19 protein-coding genes are annotated in these 21,632 nt (G+C 60.1%); 10 read left to right on the top strand and 9 right to left on the bottom strand.

Annotated elements, in window-relative coordinates:
- Positions 1–222 (top strand): hypothetical protein (locus tag G5134_RS18370; RefSeq protein ID WP_421232122.1); only part of this gene is annotated, 222 nt, incomplete at its 5' end.
- Between the two features lie 61 nt (positions 223–283).
- Complete coding sequence (locus tag G5134_RS18365) at positions 284–1,480, top strand: NnrS family protein (RefSeq protein ID WP_421232121.1); 1,197 nt, start codon at positions 284–286, stop codon at positions 1,478–1,480.
- Positions 1,481–1,490: 10 nt separating this feature from the next.
- Here the strand turns inward: G5134_RS18365 and G5134_RS18360 are convergent, their stop codons facing one another.
- Complete coding sequence (locus G5134_RS18360; protein ID WP_005306022.1) at positions 1,491–2,060, bottom strand: helix-turn-helix domain-containing protein; 570 nt, start codon at positions 2,058–2,060, stop codon at positions 1,491–1,493.
- Positions 2,061–2,181: 121 nt separating this feature from the next.
- Here G5134_RS18360 and G5134_RS18355 point away from each other — a divergent pair, with 121 nt between their 5' ends.
- Positions 2,182–3,333, top strand: a complete 1,152-nt coding sequence (locus G5134_RS18355; RefSeq protein WP_421232120.1) for a benzoate/H(+) symporter BenE family transporter — start codon at positions 2,182–2,184, stop codon at positions 3,331–3,333.
- 150 nt (positions 3,334–3,483) lie between these two features.
- Positions 3,484–4,548: a DUF3103 family protein gene (locus tag G5134_RS18350; RefSeq protein WP_005306028.1), complete on the top strand. Its 1,065-nt coding sequence runs from the start codon at positions 3,484–3,486 to the stop codon at positions 4,546–4,548.
- A 62-nt stretch (positions 4,549–4,610) separates the two neighbouring features.
- Here the strand turns inward: G5134_RS18350 and metF are convergent, their stop codons facing one another.
- Entirely contained in the window at positions 4,611–5,507 is an 897-nt protein-coding gene (gene metF, locus G5134_RS18345; protein WP_005306036.1) for a methylenetetrahydrofolate reductase, read from the bottom strand.
- Between the two features lie 328 nt (positions 5,508–5,835).
- Here metF and G5134_RS18340 point away from each other — a divergent pair, with 328 nt between their 5' ends.
- The gene (locus tag G5134_RS18340) at positions 5,836–6,627 is read left to right on the top strand and encodes a GNAT family N-acetyltransferase (protein ID WP_214454636.1); all 792 of its coding nucleotides are present in this window, start codon (positions 5,836–5,838) and stop codon (positions 6,625–6,627) included.
- A gap of 63 nt (positions 6,628–6,690) precedes the next feature.
- Here the strand turns inward: G5134_RS18340 and G5134_RS18335 are convergent, their stop codons facing one another.
- The 6 genes from G5134_RS18335 to G5134_RS18310 all read right to left on the bottom strand — a co-directional run bounded on the left by G5134_RS18335 (position 6,691) and on the right by G5134_RS18310 (position 16,849).
- The gene (locus tag G5134_RS18335; protein ID WP_421232119.1) at positions 6,691–8,172 is read right to left on the bottom strand and encodes an ABC transporter substrate-binding protein; all 1,482 of its coding nucleotides are present in this window, start codon (positions 8,170–8,172) and stop codon (positions 6,691–6,693) included.
- A gap of 8 nt (positions 8,173–8,180) precedes the next feature.
- The gene (locus G5134_RS18330) at positions 8,181–10,160 is read right to left on the bottom strand and encodes a HAMP domain-containing methyl-accepting chemotaxis protein (protein WP_005306046.1); all 1,980 of its coding nucleotides are present in this window, start codon (positions 10,158–10,160) and stop codon (positions 8,181–8,183) included.
- A gap of 219 nt (positions 10,161–10,379) precedes the next feature.
- Complete coding sequence (locus G5134_RS18325) at positions 10,380–10,991, bottom strand: OmpW family outer membrane protein (protein WP_005306049.1); 612 nt, start codon at positions 10,989–10,991, stop codon at positions 10,380–10,382.
- Positions 10,992–11,438: 447 nt separating this feature from the next.
- Positions 11,439–13,124: a sensor domain-containing diguanylate cyclase gene (locus G5134_RS18320; protein ID WP_421232118.1), complete on the bottom strand. Its 1,686-nt coding sequence runs from the start codon at positions 13,122–13,124 to the stop codon at positions 11,439–11,441.
- A 141-nt stretch (positions 13,125–13,265) separates the two neighbouring features.
- Entirely contained in the window at positions 13,266–16,094 is a 2,829-nt protein-coding gene (uvrA, locus tag G5134_RS18315; RefSeq protein WP_421232117.1) for an excinuclease ABC subunit UvrA, read from the bottom strand.
- Positions 16,095–16,189: 95 nt separating this feature from the next.
- The gene (locus G5134_RS18310; protein WP_024942757.1) at positions 16,190–16,849 is read right to left on the bottom strand and encodes a LuxR C-terminal-related transcriptional regulator; all 660 of its coding nucleotides are present in this window, start codon (positions 16,847–16,849) and stop codon (positions 16,190–16,192) included.
- Between the two features lie 516 nt (positions 16,850–17,365).
- Between G5134_RS18310 and G5134_RS18305 the strand changes: the two genes are divergently transcribed.
- Together G5134_RS18305 and G5134_RS18300 are read left to right on the top strand one after the other, a co-directional pair.
- Positions 17,366–17,941, top strand: coding sequence for a single-stranded DNA-binding protein (locus tag G5134_RS18305; RefSeq protein WP_005306061.1), 576 nt, complete (start codon positions 17,366–17,368; stop codon positions 17,939–17,941).
- A gap of 169 nt (positions 17,942–18,110) precedes the next feature.
- Positions 18,111–18,869: a substrate-binding periplasmic protein gene (locus G5134_RS18300; protein WP_017765557.1), complete on the top strand. Its 759-nt coding sequence runs from the start codon at positions 18,111–18,113 to the stop codon at positions 18,867–18,869.
- Positions 18,870–18,952: 83 nt separating this feature from the next.
- On the opposite strand, the gene G5134_RS18295 is transcribed toward G5134_RS18300, so the two are convergent.
- Positions 18,953–19,075, bottom strand: coding sequence for a hypothetical protein (locus tag G5134_RS18295; RefSeq protein WP_005306071.1), 123 nt, complete (start codon positions 19,073–19,075; stop codon positions 18,953–18,955).
- 451 nt (positions 19,076–19,526) lie between these two features.
- On the opposite strand from G5134_RS18295, the gene G5134_RS18290 reads away from it, so the two are divergent.
- The 3 genes from G5134_RS18290 to cspE all read left to right on the top strand — a co-directional run bounded on the left by G5134_RS18290 (position 19,527) and on the right by cspE (position 21,483).
- Positions 19,527–20,405 (top strand): cation diffusion facilitator family transporter, encoded by an 879-nt coding sequence (locus G5134_RS18290; RefSeq protein ID WP_421232116.1) that lies wholly within the window; start codon positions 19,527–19,529, stop codon positions 20,403–20,405.
- A 95-nt stretch (positions 20,406–20,500) separates the two neighbouring features.
- Positions 20,501–20,785, top strand: coding sequence for a DUF3811 domain-containing protein (locus tag G5134_RS18285; RefSeq protein WP_017787886.1), 285 nt, complete (start codon positions 20,501–20,503; stop codon positions 20,783–20,785).
- A 488-nt stretch (positions 20,786–21,273) separates the two neighbouring features.
- Positions 21,274–21,483: a transcription antiterminator/RNA stability regulator CspE gene (gene cspE, locus G5134_RS18280; protein ID WP_005306081.1), complete on the top strand. Its 210-nt coding sequence runs from the start codon at positions 21,274–21,276 to the stop codon at positions 21,481–21,483.
- The last annotated feature ends 149 nt before the right edge of the window (positions 21,484–21,632 follow it).

Genomic DNA, 21,632 nt, shown 5'->3' with positions numbered 1-21,632 from the left:
AAAAGTCAAGCGCTTGTTTTCGCTTTTCTTTCGGCGCTGGCTTCACGAGGAAGCGAGCTCATCAGGTTGGCGTGTTCCGCCGTGCTGGTGAGGGCGCATTATAGGGCGGCGCACCGCGATGACAAGGGCTTTTTCACCAAAAAAACTCGTTCGCTCAGATATGCAGCAAAGCGGTTCTATTTCGCTCTCATCAACACCATTTCGGGCTTTCATTGGATTTAAATTGAACATTTGAAAAGCCACTTTATAATTGTCTTTTCAAATGTTCAATTAAGGTCTCGCCATGCATCAGATCCTGGATAGCCGCAAAGAGGAGAAAATCGTTCCTCTGTTCCGTCTCGGGTTTAGGCCCTTCTTTCTGCTTGGCGCCTTGTTCTCGGCATTGGCGATGTTGGGCTGGCTGGGGCAGCTCAATGGCTGGTTCGTTTTGCCGGGGATTGGCAACCCCATCTGGTGGCATGCTCACGAGATGTTGTTTGGTTTCGGGGCGGCGATCGTCGCGGGATTTCTGCTGACGGCAGTGCAAAACTGGACCGCTCACCCCGGGGTCAGAAGCTGGCCCCTAGTGTTGGTCGTCGTACTGTGGGCATTGCCGAGGGCCTTGCTGCCCTGGCTGGGTGAGCACAATACCTTCTTGATGACGGCAGACCTGCTCTGGTTACCTCTTTGCGCCTGGTATCTGGCCAAACCTATAGTGGTAACCAGGCAGTGGCGCAACCTCTTCTTTGTGCCTCTGCTTGTCGTTCTGACCCTGCTCAACGCCGCCAGCTGGCTGTGGCAGACACAGTGGGCAGATATGGAACATCTGCTCATCACCACTGTGCTCTTGTTTACGACTCTGATCGCCGTGATGGGAGGGCGAGTCATTCCCTTCTTTACCGCCAGAGCCACCGGGATGGAAAAAGCCGTCCCAATTCTCTGGCTGGAGCGGGCTGCCCTTGCCATGCTGTGGCTCACCCTGGTGAGCTGGCTGCTGCTGCCCACCCCATGGGCCATCAGCCTCTACCTGCTTCCTCTATATATAGTGGCGGCCGTTTTGCACTTGTGGCGCCAGTTGCGTTGGCGACTGCCGTCCACCCTTGGCCAACCCCTCTTGTGGTCGCTGCACCTCGCCTACCTGTTTATTCCTCTCGGTCTGCTCGCCCTTGGTGCTCTGGCGGCCGGCTTGCCCATCAGCTTGTCGTTGGCCAGCCACTTGCTCAGTGCCGGCTGCATGGGGACCATGATCCTGGGGATGATAGCGCGGGTTTCCCTCGGCCACAGCGGTCGGGCCTTGCAGGTGGGGCGCAGGATCCAGTGCGCGTTCGGGCTGGTCATCATGGCCGCCCTGCTCCGGGTGCTGATCCCGCTGCTTTGGCCTGCCTATACCCTGTACGGCTGGAACCTGAGCGGCCTTGCCTGGAGCCTGGCATATGCTCTGTTTGTCTGGGTCTATGCCCCCATACTGACCAGCCCCCGGGCAGATGGGCGTCCTGGCTGACCCATGATGGTTAAGATCTGCTGGCCGGATAGTGGATCAGATTGTGGAAGATGGCAGGGGCCACCCCCTGATTTCGATAACCATGGGGGCGGTCGGCCGCGAAACGCACCGCCTCCCCCTGCGTCAAGGAGCGCCACTCCCCTTCCACCAGCACTTCCATCTGGCCGCTGATGACGATGACATGTTCGGTCACCCCGGGTTCATGGGGTTCTGACTCTCGTTGATAGCCGGGCAACAAAGTCAGCTCAAACAATTCGAAACCAAAACGCCCCTCATAAGGGAAGAGGGGAGCGACCTGCATGCCTTCTCCCGCCGGTTGCTGGCGAATGGCATCGGCGGTGCGATAAAGCACATCGTCCTGCGCCGTGGGAGCCGGCTCGATAAAGCTGGAGAAAGAGACTCGAAAACCGGTGGCAATCTTCCACAGAGTGGCCACCGTCGGGCTCGACTCCCCCCGCTCAATCTGGCCCAGCATGGCCTTGCTGACACCAGTCTCCCGCGCCGCCACATCCAGGCTCCAGCCCAGTTCGCTGCGCAAGCCCTTCAGACGTTGGGCCAGATGCTGATTCATCTCTTGCATGACTGCCTCTTTGTTGCGCTTGCTTGAATCGCCTTGTGCGCTATAGCGCACAGCGATATAGTCTGAAGCAATATTGTACGCAATAACGCACAAGCCGTCACAACCCCACAAGGACGTCACCATGCCCTTTGCCCTCCCACATCTGGTCGCCGGCTTCATCGCCGTGATGGTTGGCTACACCAGCTCGGTCATCCTGATCATTCAGGCAGCCACGGCAGCAGGGGCCGATGCTGCCCAGCTCTCCTCCTGGCTATGTACGCTGGGCATCGGCATGGGTATCAGCTGCATCGGCCTCTCCCTCTATTACCGCATCCCTGTCTTGACCGCCTGGTCGACCCCGGGTGCCGCCCTGCTCATCACCAGTCTCGGCAACTTCACCCTGGCCGAGGCCATCGGCGCCTTCGTTATTTCTTCTCTATTGATCACCCTGTGCGGCATCAGCGGCTGGTTCGATCGGCTGATGCGCCATATCCCGGCCCAGCTGGCGGCGGCCATGCTGGCCGGAGTGCTGCTCAAGTTCGGACTGGATCTGTTCAAGGTTGCGCCAGCCGATCCCTTGCTGCTCGGCAGCCTGTTGCTGGCATTCCTGCTCGGTCGCCATCTCTGTCCCCGCTATACCATGGTGCTGGTGCTGGCAGTCGGGATCCTCATCTGTCTGTTGCGAGGGGAGCTGCAGCTTGACGCCATTCACTGGCAACTGGCCGGCCCGGCCATGGTCTGGCCAGAATTCTCTTTTGATGCCCTGTTCGGCATTGCCCTGCCGCTGTTCATCGTCACCATGACCTCCCAGAACATGCCCGGCATTACCATTTTGCGGGCCCACGGCTATCAACCCGCCACCTCCTCTCTCATCACCTGGACCGGCCTGACCGGCCTGTTACTGGCCCCCTTCGGTGGCTACGCCTTCAACCTGGCGGCCATCACGGCGGCCATCTGCATGGGGAAAGAGGTGGATCCGGACGCCAACCGGCGCTGGCCCGCTGCGGTATGGGCCGGCGGCTTCTATCTGCTGACCGGCTGTTTCGGGGCCACGGTGGCGGCCCTTTTCACGGCCTTCCCGGCCACGCTGGTGACCTGTGTCGCCGGGCTAGCGCTGCTCGGCACCATAGGCAGCAGCCTGCACACCGCGTTGCAACACGATGATGCCCGTGAGGCCGCCCTGCTGACCTTCATCATCACCGCCTCCGGCATCAGCCTGCTCGGCATCGGCGCCGCCTGCTGGGGATTGCTCGTCGGCATCATCCTGCATCAAGTCAACCAGCGGAGAAACTGACCTGACCATCTGGGGAGCCCCCCGTGAGACACCGCACATAATTCAGAGAATTTGGTTCACAGCTGAAACTAATTGCCATTAAGTGGTGGCGAGGCACTTCTTCTTCCCCGATGCGTGCCTCATGTCAGACTCATAAACTGGAGAATAATAATGAGGAATCAGGCTGTCATTTTGTTACTGGCACTGCTGGGCGCCACCACCGCCCAGGCCGCCGACACCGATCGGGAGCTGGCCCGCCAGCTCGCGCTGCAGCAGAAGAACCTGCTGCCGCTGCTGAGCAATCAGGAGTACCAGAGCCCGCTGCCCAACCTGTTGCAAAAGGCCAGTCCGCGCCTGAAACGTCAGGCGCGGGATGCCAACCAGGCGGCCATCAGCCGGCAAGGGCTGGACGGAGAGGTCAAGGAGCTGATGCAGCTGCGACTGGCCAACCCGGAACAGGCCGCCGCGCTGCAGCAGGGTGTCGAGCCGCTGGTCGCCTATGTACCGAGCGGAGATGAGAAGAGCTGGAGCGCCATCGAAGCCTTCGACAGCGCCGGCAACCCCGTCTATCTGGATGTGGACAAGGCACCGGCCCGTCCGGTCCTGGTCGTGGAAGCTGATCCCGTCAAGGCCAAGAACGCCGGCCTCAAGGTGATCCGTAAGGCGCTGGCTGCCGCCGACATGCAGGTGGCTCCCCGTGCGGCTGCCAGCACGGCGCCGCTCAAGACCAGCATCCTGAAGAAAATTCGGTTGAAGGATGATCAGGAGCCCTGGCTGCTGGGTGCGGCCGAAGTGTATGCGGTGGTCGCAGGGGTCAATCCCAGCCGGGATGAGCCCGTGGTCGACATCGTCGACATGCCCTATCTCGACTATGACAACACCGACTACACCCCCAACCAGATCCTGGTTTACTGGGATCGCTATCGCTGGGGTGCCGTCGACATCGTCATGATGGAGCAGGACGACAACGTCAACTACAAGGAGCTGAGCGGCCTGTTCATCGATGCCCTCAAGCTGGCCTTCACCGCTGGCGGCGTGCCCGAGGCACTGCCCTTCCTCGATCTCGGTGGCCGCATCGTCAAGGCGCTGCCCGACTCCTGGATGACCAACAACGATGACTATCTGGATACCTTCTACACCCTGGAGCAGGACCAGAGCTATCACCAATACCCCGGCGCCGCCGGCAATGCGGTGATCGATCTCGAACCCAAAGAGATCGCCCCCACCAGACCCTGATCGGTCGCCATAGCAAAAAAGCCAATGAGCAGCTCATTGGCTTTTTTTGTACCCACGATCCGTTACGGCTGGCCTTTCGGCCTCACCCCCAGGGTATGGCAGATGGCGTAGGTCAGCTCGGAGCGGTTCAGGGTATAGAAGTGGAAATCCTTCACCCCCTCCTGACTCAGCACCCGTACCTGATCGATGGCGATGCTGGCCCCCACCATGTTGCGGGTCATCTGATCATCATCCAGCCCTTCGAAACGCTGATGCATCCAGCGCGGGATCTTCACGTTGGTGAAACCGGCAAACTTGGCCAGGGTCTGGTAGTTGGAGACCGGCAGGATCCCCGGCACGATCTCGGCATCAATGCCGATGGCGGCGCAGCGATCCCGAAAACGCAGGTAGGTCTCGACGTCAAAGAAGAACTGGGTAATAGCGCGGTTGGCACCGGCATCAATCTTGCGCTTAAGGTTGAGCAGATCCGACTGCGCACTGCGCGCTTCCGGGTGACCTTCCGGATAGGCGGCCACCGAGATATCGAAGTCCGCTTCGGCCTTGAGCAGGGCTACCAGGTCGGTGGCATACATCTCTGGCTTCTCCAGCCCCTGGGGGAGGTCGCCGCGCAGCGCCACGATATGGCGGATGCCGCTGTTCCAGTAGTCGCGGGCAATGGTGCGCAGCTCGTCGCGGCTGGCGTCGATACAGGTCAGGTGAGGGGCGGCGATCAGGCCGGTCCGCTCCTTGATGTCCTTAATCACCTTGTGCGTGCGATCCCGGGTGCCCGAGTTGGCACCATAGGTCACCGACACGAATTTGGGTTCCAGCACTTTCAGGCGCTCGATGGATTGCCACAGGGTATTTTCCATCCCTTCGCTGTTGGGCGGAAAAAACTCGAAACTGACCGATATGTCGCCACTCAAATCTGCCAGACTCTGGTTGAGTGCCTCAACCTGACGTGCGCTGTGAAATCCCATCTGCTCTCTCCCTGCCCTGCAATCCATTTCTCTACGTCAAAACGGATGTTTGGACGTCTAAACGTCTTTCTATCTTTATGAGAAAATGGCACAAAGTCAACACTGTTTTACAGCGAGATGAAGGCCGCCGATTTTTATTTGGCAATAAAGCCAAAGTAACGATTGGCACCCCATCCCAAAATCCGGCGAGTCGCGTTATGATGAACGCAGATCGTCCTGGACGTTCTGAATCTGCGTGTGATTGTTTGGCCGGAGGTTTCTCCGGCCCCTTTTCAACCTCTTCCCCTTCCTGCCGATAACCAATTGAACCATTTGCAGGAGCATCATCATGGACACCCACCCCGGCTTTGCCACCGACTTGCTGTTCGATCGCTATCAGGGCAACGTGGTCGACCATGAGCAGTTCTGGGCCGTGCGCACTCCCGATGCTCCCGATTACTACTTCGGCAACTATCTGTTGCTCCCCTTTCCCCCTAGCGATCACGACAAGGGCTGGCTTGAGGCCAGTTTCGACAAGCTGATCGGGCAGGATCCCCGGGTCAGACACCGCACCTTCCAGTGGCCTCTCGCGGCCGGCCAGAACAGCCGGGTCGCCGGCTTCGTGGCGGCGGGATACCAGTACATGGAGTGCGTGGTACTGGTACTGGAGGCCACAGACTGGCAACCGCCGGCAACGACGGTGGCTGCGCGCCCCTTTACCCCGACCGACTGGGACGAGTGGCTGGCCTTTGAACTGGAGGAGCGGGATCCCGGCCACTCGGAGCAGAGCTACCTGCCCTATCTGCAATCACGCCGCCAGTTGTATGAGGCGATGATCGGAGACGGGCTGGGTCAGTGGTGGGGGATCTGGCAGCAGGAGCAGCTGGTCGCCAGTTGCGGTCTCTTCTTCACCGACACCCTGGGTCGCTTCCAGCTGGTACGCACCCGGCAGGCATGGCGCAATCAGGGATTGTGCCGCCAGCTGCTGAGCCAGGTTGCCCGGCACGGGCTGACGCGGGTCGACCGGCTCATCATAGTGGCCGACGAGCACTATCACGCCCAGCGGGTCTATCGCTCGCTCGGCTTTGCCCCGGTGGCCCGCATCGGCAGTCTCTGCCGCTGGCCCCGTACGGAGCAATGAATCAGAGCACGGGCAGCAAAGAAAACGGGAGGCGACAGCCTCCCGTTGTGTATCTGCCGGCAGCTATTGCTGCGGCGTTTCCAGCTCATTGGAGAGCGCCTGCTCCACCTCGGCCGACTGCGCCGGTAGCGGGGCTGCCGCCGCAGATGCCGCTGCGGCAGGCGTTGCTGACGGCGCCGGGGCGGCTGGTGTCTCTGCCTCCACCGGCGTCGCGACAGGTGCAGCAGCAGGCTCGGTGGTCGCCGCTGCAGCCGACACCGCAGGCACGGCGGCAGGAGCGTCACACTGGCAATCTGCCCCTTTCACCTTGTTGCCCTGATGGGGCGGATACCAGCCCTTCAGCCCCTGCTCCAGCCGATCGGCTGCCGCCTTGGGCTCCATCTTGCCGAGCAGCACGGCCTGGCTCACTTCGGCCAGTTCGTCACCCAATTTGGGCGTACCGCGGGAGAGGATCTGAGTGGCCACCCGGATGGTGGAATCGCACTGATCCCGCCACTCCATCATCTCCTTCGCCGCCGGGTTGGTGACCTCGAAGAAGTGGTTGGAGAGGGAGAAGAAGCCGGGCAGCGAGTTGGTATAGAGCTCGGCAAACTGGGGCGTGGTCAGCCACTGCAGGAAGGCCATGGCCGCCTCCTTGTTCTTGCTGGCCGGGTTCATGCCCATCCCGATGTCGGTGTGATCAGTAAAGAAGCAGCCATCACCTTGCTTCGCCACGGGCGGGCGCATCACGCCAAAGTCCACCTTGCCGGTGAAGGGGGCGATCTCCCAGGAACCCGCCACGTAGAAGGCGGCCTTGCCCGAGGTGAACAGCTCGTTGGTCGCGGCATAGTCGCGGCTCTCGCCACCTTCGCCGAGGTAGGGACGCCAGCGCGTCAGCTCCTCGAACACCTTGATGTAGGGCGGGTTGTCAAAGCGCTCCTGCCCGCCGATCAAGGCCAGCCGGCCATCCTCCCCCTTCCAGTAGTTGGGGCCTATGTTCTGGAAGCCGAGCTCGGAGGATACCCAACTTTCCGAGCCACTCATGGCCAGCGGCACATAGCGGCCATCGGCCTTCACCTTGTCCAGCGCCGCGAAGAAGGCATCCCGGGTCTGCGGCACGCTCAGCCCCAGCTCGCTGAAAATCTTCTTGTTGTAGAAGAAACCGTGAATCACCGAGGCCATGGGCACGCAGAAGGTCTGGGCGCCGGAGTCGGTCTGCCAGGGTGACTGGGCAAAGCTCGGGAAGTTCTCCATCCCCGACATCTCGGTCAGCTCCGCCAGGTGGCCCGCCTTGAACAGGGCTAGGGAGTCGTCGAACGGCCGACAGGTGATGAGATCCCCCGCCTTGCCCTCCTTCAGGCTGGCCCACAGGGTCGGCATGTAGTCGACGTTCTGCACCCCGTTGAATTTCACCTGGATGCCCGGGTGGGAGGCCTCGAAGGCAGGGATGATCTTCTGCTCCCACAAGGCCTTGTCATCTATCCGCCAGCTCTCGATCACCAGCTCGCTGGCCATCAGCTGACCACACAACAGGAGACTCAGGGCCCCGATCCACTTGTTAGACATAAGCCCTCCTAAACCTTGAAATGTGCGATCAATTGCTGCTGCTTGGCCACCAGATCCGCCAGCACCTCGCTGCTGCTGGCCGACTCCCGTGCCTCCCGCTCGGTCTCGTAGGCCACCTCGGCGATACCGGAGATGTGGCGTGCCACCCCCTGGCTGACCGAGATCTGCTCCTGAGCCGCGTGTGCCACCTGATCCGCCATCGCCTTGATGGCGCTCATCCGGTCGGCGATGGACTGCAGGGCCGCATCCATCTCCCGGGTCTGTTCGACACAGCTGTGGGTCTGCTCCTGGCTGCGTCCCATCACCTCCACCACCAGCTTGCTCGAGCTCTGCAGGTTTTCGATCATCGCCTGGATCTCTTCGGTCGACGTCTGGGTCCGGTTGGCCAGCGCCCGCACCTCGTCGGCCACCACCGCGAAGCCGCGGCCGGCATCACCGGCCCGCGCCGCCTCGATGGCTGCGTTCAGCGCCAGCAGGTTGGTCTGTTCGGCGATGCTGCGGATCACGTCGAGAATGCTGCCGATGTTGTCACTGAATTCGCCCAGCTTGTAGGTGATGCCGACTGCCTCCTCCATGGCACCGGCCAGTTGCTCCGTGATGCGACGGGTGGTTGCCACCTTCTGACGGCCGGTTCTGGCTTCGTCATCCGCCAGATCCACTTCCCGCTTGGTGCCGTCGGTGGAACGGGCCACCTCGGTGGCGCTCACCTCCAGCTCGGTGATGGCGGCGGCCACCTGATCGGTCTGGCTCTTCTGATCCTGCACCCGGGATACTGCCCGTTCGCTTATCTCGGCGGCGCGGCTCGCCTCCTCCACCAGATGACGGGAGCCGGCATTGATCTGGGAGAGCAGCTCGCCGGTTTTGCCGGCCAGCACGTCGATGGAACGGGCCAGGGCGCCGAATTCGCAGCTGCTGCGGTAATTGATGCGGCGGGTCATGTCCCCGGCCGCCATGTAATCCAGCTCCTTGTTGATCATCTGCAGCGGGCGCTGAATGCTGCGCGCCGTGGTATAGCCGATGATGAGGGCGGCGGCAGCCGAGATGGCGGCCACGATCAGGATCCAGAAGCTGGCACTGCTGACCGCATCATCCGCCGTGGTGCGGCTCTGGCTGGCGATGGAGCCGGCCGACTGTCCCATCTCGTCGAGCAGCCCCAGGCTGTTGATCAGGCTGGCGTCGAGCTGCTGATTGAGGGTCTGCAGCGAAGCGGCCAGCTGCTGGGCATTGCGCATGGTGGCGAGCAGCCCCTGCGGGCCGAGCGCCAGCTCCTGCATCCGGTCGAGGTTGGAGACGAAGCGCTGCTTCACATCATCCGGCACCAGCACCCGGTCAAGCCGCTTGCGCGCCATCTCGATGTCCTTGCTCAGCACCTTCTCCAGTTCGTTGAGGTCGGTCTTGGCATCGGCCCGGCGAATGTTCTTCAGGTCGCGTGCGATGCCCGAGGTGATGAGCTCCGCCTTGTTGCGCATGGAGCGCTTGCTGGCGGTCTGCTGCAGCAGCAGATCGGCCGCCCACTGGTAGGTGTCTTCCAGCCGGATGAAGGCAATCTCCAGCTTGTGGCGCTGATCCTGGGCATTGACCCATTGGCTGTGCTGGGAGAGCACCTGTTCGGCCAGGCCGTAGAACTGTTTGGTGGCGGTATCGACCTGCTGGAAGCGGGAACCGGCCTCGGCCACTCCGCTGAACTTGTCCATCTCCTGGCTCAGCTGACTGAAACGCGCCTGCTGCTCCTTGAACTGACTGGCCAGCTGCGGTAACTGACTGCCATCCTCATTGGTCCGGTAGACCAGCACCCAGCGGTTACTGTCCTGCAAGGCGCCCTTCAGACCGGCCACCGCAATCACCAGGGGGGTTGCCCGGTCGGAGACCTGCGACAAACCGTCGTTGATGCCCCTGATCTTCAGGGTGCTGATCACACCCAGCAGGATCAACAGCAGCAGCATCAACACAAATCCGGCGATGATCCGCTGCACAATAGATAAACCCATGGAGACATCCTCACTCGTGGGGGAAAGGTAACGTGAACATAGACACTATCGGCACAAGGGGCGAATTATAGAGGGGAGACAGAGGGTATTTTATTGATCTATATGGGGTTGGATCACAGTTGGCGGGGAGTGGCCTGACCGTAAAAGGGCCCGGACTGTGCCGGGCCAAAGAGACATGCTAGCTGTAATGGCCCGTGGGGAGGCCAACCCTGTGTCCTATCAGAAGCGATAGCCGACACCAAACATGAAGGCCATGGGATCGATGGAGGTATTGATGGTCCCGACGGCGGTGTGCACATCGGTATCGATATCGATGATCCAGGCGGAAGCGTTGACGAACCAGCGGTCATTGATCGCCATGTCCAGACCGACCTGACCGGCCATGCCCCAGGAGGAGTCAACGCTCACATCGGTACCATCCAGCGCACCGCGGCCCTGCTCGTCGAAGAAGGTGGTGTAGTTGATACCGGCACCGATATAGGGGCGAACCTTGCTGTTGGCATCACCGAAGTAGTACTGCGCCATCAGGGTCGGCGGCAGGTGCTTGACCTTGGCCACTTCGCCCAGGCCGGCGGTGGAGACGGAGTGGGAGAAGGGCGTGGCCGCCAGCAGCTCGACACCCCAGTTGTCGGTGATCAGATAGGAGAGCGTCAGACCCAGCTGCATATTGCTGTCGATTTCCAGCTCGCCGGTACCCAGCACGTTGTCACTGCTCGTTTGCGGAGAAACGAAAGCCAGGCCGCCACGCACCAGAAAATCGCCGGCCTGGTGAGCCATGGCGACGGGGGACGCAAGCGCTGCTGCGATCATCAGAGGAAGGATCTTTTTCATCACGTATTCCTTTTAGTTTTCGTTTTATATGTTGCAAGCCCGAAAACTATAAAGGGATGTGAATGCCGAGTTATTGATTTAGCTCAAACGTTACCAAGAAATAGATAGATGTGTACAGCAGCTTCCAACCATGCTGAGTATCGAGAAAAACACCAAAAATACCAAACAAAAACAATGAAATGGATAGATTTCCCGCCTTACCAACCACAATAAGAAATAATTTCCATATATCTTATTGCGGATAAAAACGACTGAAAACGGTTGTTTCACTCGTCCAACAAGAGTATTTTTGCGGGCCATGTAGCCGGGCTGTAAGTAATTCTTTATGAAACCACAAACCAGAAGGGACAAAATAGTAGCCATATTGGCAGCCATCTGGGGCATTGGCTCTTTTCTGTTTATTTTGCTGGGTTTCGTGCTCGGCATGGCCCTGCTGATCCTGACCCATTAGACCGGCTGGTTGGCGTGGGAGGCCTGGCACAACAGCCACTCCCCTTCCGCCAGCTGCTCCGGGCTCAACCTCCACTGTGCCCGCCCCAGCTCGCCGCTGTATCCACGCCAGCGATCCCGGCCCTCCTGTTTCGCCCGGTACAGGGCCATGTCCGCCAGCTTGAAACTCAGACTCCAGAAAGAGTCCTCCAGCTCCGCATGCAGAGGATAATCGCAGAATCCCAACGAGACGGTCATGCGCAGCGGCAGCTCCTCCCGCCCGAAACGGCAGTCGGCGATCTTGCGGCGCAGGCGCTCGATCCGTTCCGCCACTTGTCCTGGCTCCTCTCTGGCCAGTAACAGCATGAACTCCTCGCCACCCAGCCGGATCAGCGGCTCCTCCTCATCCAGCGCCCCTCGCAACAGCTCGGCCAGCTGACATAACAGCAGATCGCCGATGTCGTGGCCGAAGCGATCGTTGACCCGTTTGAAGTGATCCAGATCCAGGATCACCAGCACCCAGCCTGCCGCCGGATCCTGGCGGTTCAGCAACCACTCATCGAGATAACGGCGGTTGAAGGCATGAGTCAGTGGATCCGTATAGGCGGCGACCTCCATGCGGGAGGAGTAGGCCTGCAGGGCACTGTGGTGCAGGCTGATCCTGGCCGCCATCTCGCGGAACTTGCGGCTGAGCAGCGCCATCTCCTGGCTGCTGTCGATGATGGGCAGCACGCTCGCGTCCTGCTTCTCGGTAAACTGGTGTAGCGCCCCCACCAGCTCGCCGATCGGCCCCAGCACGATGGCCCGCAGCCGGGCCAGAGCCATCAGAATGCAGGCGAAGCTTATCAGCAGCATGCCGATGAAGGTCCAGATCGCCCCCTCCATCGCCCCCAGCAACACGTCCCGCTCCTCGTCCACGATCAGGGTCAATACAGGCTCGCCGTCGTTGTCGAGCAGCAACCCCTCCCCTCTGACCTGCTGCAACCCGAGATCGACCAGCCGGTAGCTCATGTTCGGCCCAAGCGGCTTGAAGGAGCCCAGATTCTCGCGCGTTCTTGGCTGGGCTATGGTCAGCGTGAGCGCGGTTCGTTCCCCCAGATCCTGCAGATAGCGTTTGTCCAGCCAGCGAGTCGCCAGCAGATAACCGTTGGGTTTGACGCTGCCGAGGGTATCGGTCACCGGCTGCAGCGAAAAGATGAGCGGTCCCCACTGGGAGCGTCTGACGCCACTCAGGCTGCTGATGCCCGCCTGCCGTGACTCGCGCAGCAGCTGCAGCTTGAGATCGTCCAGAAAGGAGGGCAACAGGGTGGTATCCGCGTCCGGCGCATCTGGCAACAGGGTGCGGGTCCAGATCTCCGAGCCCTGCAAATCCATGTAACTCAACACGTTGAGTTCAAAGTCCCGCATCGGGGTGTCGACCAGCAGATTGGAGTTGATGTAGGCCTGGTTGGGGTGGGCCAGAAAATGGTAGCTCTGATCCCAGATCCCCCAGTCCCGGGTAAAGGCATTCATGGCGCCGATGTCGTTCTGCACCGCCCTGATCACCCGCTGCAGGTGCTCCTCCATCCGCCGCTCCTCGACCCGCTGCGCCGCCGGCACCTGGGCCAGTGCGATCACGATGAGCAGCATCAGGATGGCTCCGGCCCAGACCGGAAACATGGAGTAGGCCAGCAGATGGTCGATGGAGCGGGACGGTTGAGCCATGGGCGCCAATATCCTTTGAATGGCAATGCGAAGCGGGAAGGGTCTTGCCCCAAGTATGGAGGATAGGCCCGCCGAGAGGTCACTGAATTACCACAATAAAAACAAGGGGCCCAGGGCCCCTTGTCACAATTATTGAACGCTTTATCTGGCCAGCAGAGGTGCCAGGAAGCGGGCCGTATGAGAATCCTCGCAACGGCTGATCTGTTCCGGCGTCCCCGTCACCAGGATGCGGCCGCCACCGGCGCCCCCCTCAGGCCCTAGGTCGACGATCCAGTCGGCGGTTTTGATGACGTCCAGATTGTGCTCGATGATGACGATAGTGTTGCCGCGATCCCGCAACTGGTGCAGTACCTTGAGCAGCTGTTGGATGTCGTGGAAGTGCAGCCCTGTGGTGGGCTCGTCCAGGATGTAGAGGGTCTGCCCGGTATCCCGCTTGGAGAGCTCGCGCGCCAGCTTGACCCGCTGCGCCTCGCCGCCAGAGAGCGTGGTGGCCGACTGACCGAGGCGGATATAGGAGAGGCCCACGTCCATCAGGGTCTGCAGCTTGCGCGCCACTGCCGGCACCGGATCGAAGAAGGCGCGGGCATCTTCCACCGTCATCTCGAGGATTTCGTGGATGTTCTTGCCCTTGTACTTCACCTCCAGCGTCTCGCGGTTGTAGCGCTTGCCCTTGCAGACGTCGCACGGCACGTAGACATCGGGCAGGAAGTGCATCTCCACCTTGATGACCCCATCCCCCTGACAGGCCTCGCAACGGCCCCCCTTCACGTTGAAGGAGAAGCGGCCCGGCTGGTAGCCGCGGGAACGCGCCTCCTGGGTGCCGGAGAGCAGCTCGCGGATCGGGGTGAACAGGCCGGTGTAGGTGGCCGGGTTGGAGCGCGGGGTACGGCCGATAGGGCTCTGGTCGATATCCACCACCTTGTCCAGGTGCTCCAGCCCCTCGACGCTGCGATAGGGGGCCGGGGTGGACTCGGTCGCCTTGTTCAGCTCGCGGTGAGCGATACGGAACAGGGTGTCGTTGATCAGGGTCGACTTGCCGGAGCCGGAGACGCCGGTGACACAGGTCATCACCCCGATGGGCAGGTCCAGGTTGACGTTGCGCAGGTTGTTGCCGCTCGCCCCCTTGAGTTTCAGCCACTTGCCGGTGAGCGGGGTGCGCTCGGCCGGGATGGCGATCTGCTTGCGGCCGGAGAGGTAGTCACCGGTCAGGGATTCGGGGTTCGCAATGATCTCCTCCGGCGTGCCTTGGGCGACGATGGCTCCGCCGTGCACCCCGGCCCCCGGGCCGATGTCGAGCACATGGTCGGCGAGGCGAATGGCATCCTCATCGTGCTCCACCACAATCACCGTGTTGCCGAGATCCCGCAGGTGGGTCAGGGTCTTGAGCAGTCGCTCGTTATCCCGCTGGTGCAGGCCGATGGAAGGCTCGTCCAGCACATACATGACCCCCACCAGACCGGCCCCGATCTGGCTGGCCAGCCGGATCCGCTGCGCCTCACCGCCGGAGAGAGTCTCGGCACTGCGGGACAGGCTCAGGTAGTTGAGACCCACATTCACCAGGAAGCCGAGCCGCTCGACGATCTCTTTCAAGATCTTCTCGGCAATCTGGGCGCGCTGGCCGGTGAGGTTCAACCCTTCGAAGAAGGCCAGCGCATCGCCGATGGACTGCTCGGCGATGGCCGGCAGGTTGCGGTTGTCGACGAAGACGTGGCGCGCCTCTTCCCGCAGCCGGCTGCCGCCGCAACTGGTGCAGGATTTGTTGGCGATGTATTTGGCCAGCTCTTCCCGCACCGAGTTGGATTCGGTCTCCCGGTAGCGGCGCTCCATGTTGTGCAGGATCCCCTCGAACGGGTGCTTGCGCACCACCACATCGCCGCGATCGTTCATGTAGCGGAACTCGATCTCGGTGCGACCGGAACCGCGCAGGATCACCTCCTGAGTCTTGACCGGCAGATCCTCCCAGGGCGTCTCCAGATCGAACTTGTAGTGCTCGGAGAGGGATTTGAGCATCTGGAAGTAGTAGAAGCTGCGCTTGTCCCAACCGCGGATGGCGCCGTTGGCCAGGCTGATGGCCGGATCGCCGATCACCTTGGCGGGATCGAAATATTGCTGCACCCCGAGGCCGTCACAGGTGGGGCAGGCTCCGGCCGGGTTATTGAAGGAGAAGATGCGCGGCTCCAGTTCCGACATGGAGTAGCCGCACTCCGGGCAGGCGAAGTTGGCGGAGAAGGTCATGGGGGCGACCTCCTCCTCGCCGTCCATCGGCACCACCAGCACTATGCCACCGGAGAGGGTCAGCGCCGTCTCGAACGACTCGGCCAGACGCAGGGCCAGGTCCTCGCGCACCTTGAAGCGATCCACCACCACCTCGATGGTGTGTTTCTTGTGCAGCTCCAGCGCGGGAGGGTCAGACAGGTCGCACACCTCACCGTCGATGCGGGCACGGATGTAACCCTGGGCCGCCAGGTTTTCCAGCAGCTTGGTGTGCTCCCCCTTGCGATCGCGCACCACAGGGGCCAGCAGCATCAGCTTGCTCCCCTCCGGCTGGGCCAGCACCTGATCCACCATCTGGCTGATGGTCTGGGCGGCGAGCGGAATGGCGTGGGTCGGGCAGCGCGGCTCACCGACCCGGGCAAACAGCAGACGCAGGTAGTCGTAGATTTCGGTGATGGTGCCGACGGTCGAGCGCGGGTTGTGGGAGGTGGACTTCTGCTCGATGGAGATGGCGGGCGATAGCCCCTCGATATGGTCGACGTCCGGCTTCTCCATCAGGGAGAGGAACTGGCGGGCATAGGCGGAGAGCGACTCCACGTAGCGGCGCTGCCCCTCGGCATAGAGGGTATCGAACGCCAGAGAGGATTTGCCCGAACCGGAGAGGCCGGTGACCACGATCAGCTTGTCGCGGGGCAGGGTCAGATTGATGTTCTTGAGGTTGTGGGTGCGAGCACCCCGGACCACGATCTTTTCCATCTTGTTGCACGCTCGATACGGAAACCTGAGCGAGTCAGTATGGCATAGAGACTACTGGATGAATAGACAGGTTTTATCCATCATCCCCATCGATTTCAGAGATATTCCTTGGCCCAGCTCACCGCCTGCAAGCGGTTCTTCACGTTCAATTTCTTGAAGACGTTATAGAGGTGGGACTTGATGGTGTGCTCGCTCACGAACAGGCTGTCGGCGATCTCGGTATTGGAGGCGCCCGTCATCAGATAGCGGATGATCTCCTGCTCGCGCACGGTCAGCAGCGTCTGGTTGCGCAGGTGATGTTCCCCACCCTTGCGGTAGTAGTTGACCAGATCGCACAGCAGGTGGCGCGGGATCCAGTACTCCCCCTCCAGCACCTTGCGAATGCCGAGCACCAGCCGATCCAGCGGATCCTGACAGAAGAAGAGTCCGCTGGTATGGGGCCACATCAGCAGCAATTCCCGATCGGTGCTGGTCGGGGCATTGAGCAGCACCGTATTGGCCTCGCCGAAGCGGCTGGAGATCTCCCGCGGCCATCCTGCCTGCTGGCTCGACTTGAGGTAGTCCAGATCGACCAGAAACAGCGGACGAGGCTCGAGCTCGTCCGGTTGCGGCAGCTCCTCCAGGGCGCTTACCAGCACAATGGGCAGTGCCAGCTGCTCGGCCAGATAGCTCTGGAAACTGGTTGCCTGCACATTGTTTTCGGTTACCAGTACGATGGGATATGGGGTGCTCATGAAAGGCTGGTCCTTGAACATTGCGGCCATGGTTTTTTTCGGCAGCAGAGAGTACCAAGCCCCCCGTGGGGTGCAGCATTAAAAAAGTATTAGACGGTGATGCGCCTCCTTTGAAACTCACCAATTTTCCAAGCAATACAAATAACTAGCAGATCCCCCCCATTTGGGTGGAATACTGGCACCTTGGCAGACAGAGGCTGTCGCAGCGTCATCGAATTCACTTTTCGCGCCCAGGTTTCGATGCTAGGTGTCCCCCTCTGCGGCTCACTTGCTGGCCAAGGCCCGCCTCGTGTAAGTTAACCCCTCGGTCCGGAGAAGCTGGCGACGAAGAAGACGTCTTTCTCCCTAAAAACTGTTACTATTGCGGGCAAAATCTGGAAACGGCATGGCAGTCGACAGGCGAGCCAATCCGGGTTCAGTCATCACATGAGTCGCAAGCGCCTGCGGCGTTCTTGCGTATCTCGCAGAAAACAAACGAAATGTTGAATTGGTCCGGGCATATGGCCTGGCCGGAATACAAAGGGTGGAAGAGAGATTATGGCCAGTCGAGGCATCAACAAAGTCATTCTGATCGGTAACCTGGGGCAAGACCCGGAAGTGCGCTACATGCCGAGCGGCGGTGCCGTGACCAACATCACCCTGGCCACCTCCGACACCTGGCGCGACAAGCAGACCGGTGAGCAGAAAGAGCGTACCGAGTGGCACCGCGTGGTATTCATGGGCAAGCTGGCCGAAGTGGCGGGCGAGTACCTGAAGAAGGGTTCCCAGGTCTATGTGGAAGGCAAGCTGCAGACCCGTAAGTGGCAGGATCAGAGCGGCCAGGAGCGTTACACCACCGAGGTGCTGGTCGATGGTTTCAGCGGCGTGATGCAGATGCTGGGTGGCCGTCCGCAAGGCGCCGGTCAGGGCATGGGCGGTCAGTCTCAGGGCAACTGGGGTCAGCCGCAACAGGGCATGCAGTCCCAGCAGCCGATGAACCAGTCCCGCCCGGCTCCGCAGCAGAACATGCAGCAACAGCAGGGCGGTTATAGCCGTCCGGCCCAGCAGCCGCAATCCGCTCCGCCGGTATACAACGAGCCGCCGATGGATTTCGACGACGACATCCCCTTCTAAGGGAAGCTCACAGTTCAGAGGGCCCTGTTCACGCAGGGCCTTTTTTTGCCCGTTATTGACGCAGGCGCGACACGCAAGCCGGCTCCCCCGACCAGAGTCGCCGACCCTGCTCCCCCTGTCGCCCGCCCAGGGTTTATCATCAGGGCAATTCGTTTGTCAGAGAGAACGCATGGGGTTTTTGTCTCGTATCCTGCTGCTCGCGGCAAGCCTTGCCGTGCTGTTTCAGTCTCCCCTCTTGCTGGCCGGCGAGCCACTGCGGGTGGGGGTCAGTTTCGCCATTCCCCCCTATGTGATTGAGGAAGAGGGACGCGGCATCGAGCTCGATCTGCTGCGGGAAGCCTTTCGTGGCAGCGGCTACGAGCCCAGCTTCGAATATCTGCCGCTGGAGCGCACCTTTCGCATGCTGGAGTCCGGCAGGCTCGATGCCATCATCAACGTCAAACCCGGGATGCTGGACAACGTCTTCCTGTCACAACCCGTCATCGCCTTTCACAACCGGGTGTTCACCCTGAGCAAGACCCATATCGCCACGCTGGACGACATGAAAGAGTTGAGGGTCAGCGCCTTTCAGCGGGCACGCCAGGTATTGGGGGGAGCCTTCGCCAGCATGGCCGATCAGAATCCCCGTTACGAGGAGGTCGCCAAGCAGCAGGGACAGGTGCACAGACTGATGCTGGGGCGGGTGGATGCGGTGATCCTGGAGCAACGGGTGTTCTATTACTATCTGGCGCAACTGGCCACCAGCAAGTATGGCGCCGAGCTCTATGCCCCCAGCCGGGTCAGACAATATGATCTGTTCGCCCCCACCCACTACCATTTCGCCTTTCGCCAGGCCGTGCAGCAACGCTGGTTCGATCGCCAGCTCGGCAAGATGCGGGCCGATGGCCGCTATGAACGGATATTTGCCAGCTACGGCGCGACCCCCTGAGCCCACGCCAAAAACATAAAAGCCAGCCCGAAACAGGCTGGCTTTTTGTTACTGGCTCCAAAGGAACTACAGCATGGGGAGCGTTACTTCATCGCGCTGCCGTTTTTCAGTTCTGCTTTCTGACGTTTGGCTTCGCGCTTCTCTTTCAGTGACATCTGCGGTTTTTTCTTGGCATCTTTGCCGTTGTGATGTTCTTTGTTACTCATCATCAAACTCCAAAAATGTTACCCAGACAGTTGGAACCCAAGTTCCAGCATGCCATCCGAATCGTAGACTACAGTACGCTTTCAGTGACGATCCCAGGATCGCACTCAATCCAGCATACCCCCAATCTTGCGCAAGAATCCACCCTCATCCGTCACGCCGCGCCAAACCGGGGCCGATGACCCCCGTCAGGCACTCCTGGCCGGGGAAGGAACGGCCGTAAAAACACTGGAAGCCTTATAAAGTAGCGATTATCAATATTATTTGGCGACCACCTGAAATAAATAACCAAAAACCAAAACAACTATTATTTAAACGAGCAGTGTTAATTTGGATAAGCATTCTCACTATCGCCGGAAACAAAAAGTTACAACCTCAAGAAGTCATTATTAACGCAAACTGATATTATCAGGCCTTATTTTCAAACTATTTCATCGAGAATAGGGATATCCCATGACCAGAAAAACCAGAGCCGCCTTGGTCTCGGTTTGCTCCAATATCAGCCTGATTGTCATGAAGATAATTGCCGGCATACTGAGCGGTTCCGTCAGCATCATCTCCGAAGCCATCCACTCGGCCATGGATCTGGTGGCCGCCCTGATCGCGCTGGTAGCCGTGCGCAAATCGGATATTCCACCCGACCCGCGCCACCCCTATGGCCACGACAAGATAGAGAATGTCTCCGGCGTGATCGAAGCGCTGCTGATCCTGCTGGCCGCCGGCTGGATCATCTTCGAGGCCGTCGGCAAGCTGATCACCCCCACTCCCATCGAAGGCGTCGGGCTCGGCGTGCTGGTCATGCTGTTGTCGGCGCTGGTCAACAGCGGCGTCTCCGCCTATCTCTACCGGGTCGCCAAGGAGGAAGAGTCGGTGGCGCTGGCCGCCGATGCCCTGCATCTGAAGGCGGATGTGCTGACCTCGCTCGGGGTGGCTGCCGGTCTGCTCGGCATCTGGATCGCCTCTTCGCTGGGCTACAACCTCTATCTGCTGGATCCCCTCGTCGCCATCGGGGTCGCGCTCTTCATCCTCAGAGAGGCCATCGCCATGCTCAACCAGGCCTTCCAGCCCCTGCTGGATCACAGCATGAGCGAGGAGGAGCTGGCCATCACCACCCAAGTGATCGAGGAGTGCTGCCCGGAGCATGGCGGCTTCCACGATCTGCGCAGCCGTCAGGCGGGGCGTCGCCGCCATATCGACTTCCACCTGACACTGCCCAAGGAGATGAGCATCGAGCACTCCCACGCCATCTGTGACCGCATAGAGCAGGGGATCCAGCGCCATCTGCCCCACGCCATCGTGCTGATCCATGTCGAACCAGCCGGTCACGCCTAGTCCAACCGGGGAAATCATCGGGAATGCCATCGACAGCACAATAAACAGCCAGGTGACGTGGTAGGGTGTTCCCTCCCCGTCATCAGGTACACGCCGTGAAAAAGCTGGAAATGAAGGATCTCACCGACGCCGAAAAGGCCGGGATCACCCTGCTGCTGCAAAAAGCACAGGCCAACGCGGACCACCCATTGACCAATGCCGAGCGCAATCGCATTCGCGAGGAAGGCCGGCTCAAGGTGGTCGCAGACCGGGCGGCGGCCGCGAAAGCGGCGGCACAACTCGCAAGAGAGAAGGCCAAGGAACGGGCCGCCAATCAGGTACTGCCCGAGACATTCAGCTGGGTTGACTCCGTCAGCAATCGCTTTCGAAAGAAGCCTTGATCATGCCGTTTCAACAGAATGCAGCCAGCCCACGCCCTGTCGGCGGGCTGGCTTTTTCATGATGGAATGGGAAGGTTCTGACCCTTGATGTGACATTATCTGCAGACTCGCATGACCCTTTATCTCGTTTTTTCTGCGCACAAAGGGATTCACACCAACCCGAAAAGCATCTGAAATGGATATTCATGCTATTGATATAAAAGGTAAAATCGTCCTGGAAATCTGGTCATCCGGCACAGAGTACCAACTGAGAGATAAAGTTTGCTTTAACAAAGCGTGCGTGTTCTAATCGACAGCGATAGTTCGGCAGTTCAGTCCTGATTATGTTAGGCAGTCATTTTAGTAAAGCAGTGATTAGTGCAAGTGTTATTTCGATGATGCTTGACGAATAATTCTCCTTCTTTAGTGCTTCCCCTACGTATTGCTGACGAAAAATCAAAACTTGCCATCTGATGGCATTTCAAACACTAAATTTGAGAGTAATTATTATGTCCAAAGTGACTGGTACCGTAAAATTCTTCAACTCCGAAAAAGGTTTTGGCTTCATCTCCCCGGTTGACGGCAGCAAAGACGTGTTCGTACACTTCTCCGCTATCCAGTCCAACGGTTTCAAAACCCTGGAAGAAGGTCAGCGCGTTGAGTTCACCATCGAGCAAGGCCAGAAAGGCCCGGCTGCTGCCAACGTAGTTGCCCTGTAATTCAAGTCAGGGATACCTTCACCCCGCTTCTGCCGGCTGAACGGATCCACTGCAAGAATTGAAAAAACCCGCTTCGGCGGGTTTTTTGTTGCCTCAAATTCACCCTGCCCGTCATCCCCGCCCTGCACCCATCCTTGCATACCTCCGCT

The sequence above is a fragment of the Aeromonas sp. 600276 genome (assembly GCF_049175815.1).
GTDB classification, from domain to species: Bacteria; Pseudomonadota; Gammaproteobacteria; order Enterobacterales; family Aeromonadaceae; genus Aeromonas; species Aeromonas dhakensis.
Note: the sequence above shows the minus strand (reverse complement) of the source record. Positions and strands in the feature narration are given on the sequence as shown.

Excerpts from the sequence above, each read along its gene's own strand:
- G5134_RS18355 (WP_421232120.1), top strand. The coding sequence starts at position 2,182 with ATGCCCTTTGCCCTCCCACATCTGGTCGCCGGCTTCATCGCCGTGATG.
- metF (WP_005306036.1), bottom strand. The coding sequence starts at position 5,507 with ATGGGATTTCACAGCGCACGTCAGGTTGAGGCACTCAACCAGAGTCTG.
- G5134_RS18295 (WP_005306071.1), bottom strand. The coding sequence starts at position 19,075 with ATGAGTAACAAAGAACATCACAACGGCAAAGATGCCAAGAAAAAACCG.
- cspE (WP_005306081.1), top strand. The coding sequence starts at position 21,274 with ATGTCCAAAGTGACTGGTACCGTAAAATTCTTCAACTCCGAAAAAGGT.
- G5134_RS18340 (WP_214454636.1), top strand. The coding sequence starts at position 5,836 with ATGGACACCCACCCCGGCTTTGCCACCGACTTGCTGTTCGATCGCTAT.
- G5134_RS18290 (WP_421232116.1), top strand. The coding sequence starts at position 19,527 with ATGACCAGAAAAACCAGAGCCGCCTTGGTCTCGGTTTGCTCCAATATC.
- uvrA (WP_421232117.1), bottom strand. The coding sequence starts at position 16,094 with ATGGAAAAGATCGTGGTCCGGGGTGCTCGCACCCACAACCTCAAGAAC.
- G5134_RS18360 (WP_005306022.1), bottom strand. The coding sequence starts at position 2,060 with ATGCAAGAGATGAATCAGCATCTGGCCCAACGTCTGAAGGGCTTGCGC.
- G5134_RS18305 (WP_005306061.1), top strand. The coding sequence starts at position 17,366 with ATGGCCAGTCGAGGCATCAACAAAGTCATTCTGATCGGTAACCTGGGG.
- G5134_RS18300 (WP_017765557.1), top strand. The coding sequence starts at position 18,111 with ATGGGGTTTTTGTCTCGTATCCTGCTGCTCGCGGCAAGCCTTGCCGTG.
- G5134_RS18325 (WP_005306049.1), bottom strand. The coding sequence starts at position 10,991 with ATGAAAAAGATCCTTCCTCTGATGATCGCAGCAGCGCTTGCGTCCCCC.
- G5134_RS18330 (WP_005306046.1), bottom strand. The coding sequence starts at position 10,160 with ATGGGTTTATCTATTGTGCAGCGGATCATCGCCGGATTTGTGTTGATG.
- G5134_RS18320 (WP_421232118.1), bottom strand. The coding sequence starts at position 13,124 with ATGGCTCAACCGTCCCGCTCCATCGACCATCTGCTGGCCTACTCCATG.
- G5134_RS18365 (WP_421232121.1), top strand. The coding sequence starts at position 284 with ATGCATCAGATCCTGGATAGCCGCAAAGAGGAGAAAATCGTTCCTCTG.
- G5134_RS18350 (WP_005306028.1), top strand. The coding sequence starts at position 3,484 with ATGAGGAATCAGGCTGTCATTTTGTTACTGGCACTGCTGGGCGCCACC.
- G5134_RS18310 (WP_024942757.1), bottom strand. The coding sequence starts at position 16,849 with ATGTTCAAGGACCAGCCTTTCATGAGCACCCCATATCCCATCGTACTG.
- G5134_RS18335 (WP_421232119.1), bottom strand. The coding sequence starts at position 8,172 with ATGTCTAACAAGTGGATCGGGGCCCTGAGTCTCCTGTTGTGTGGTCAG.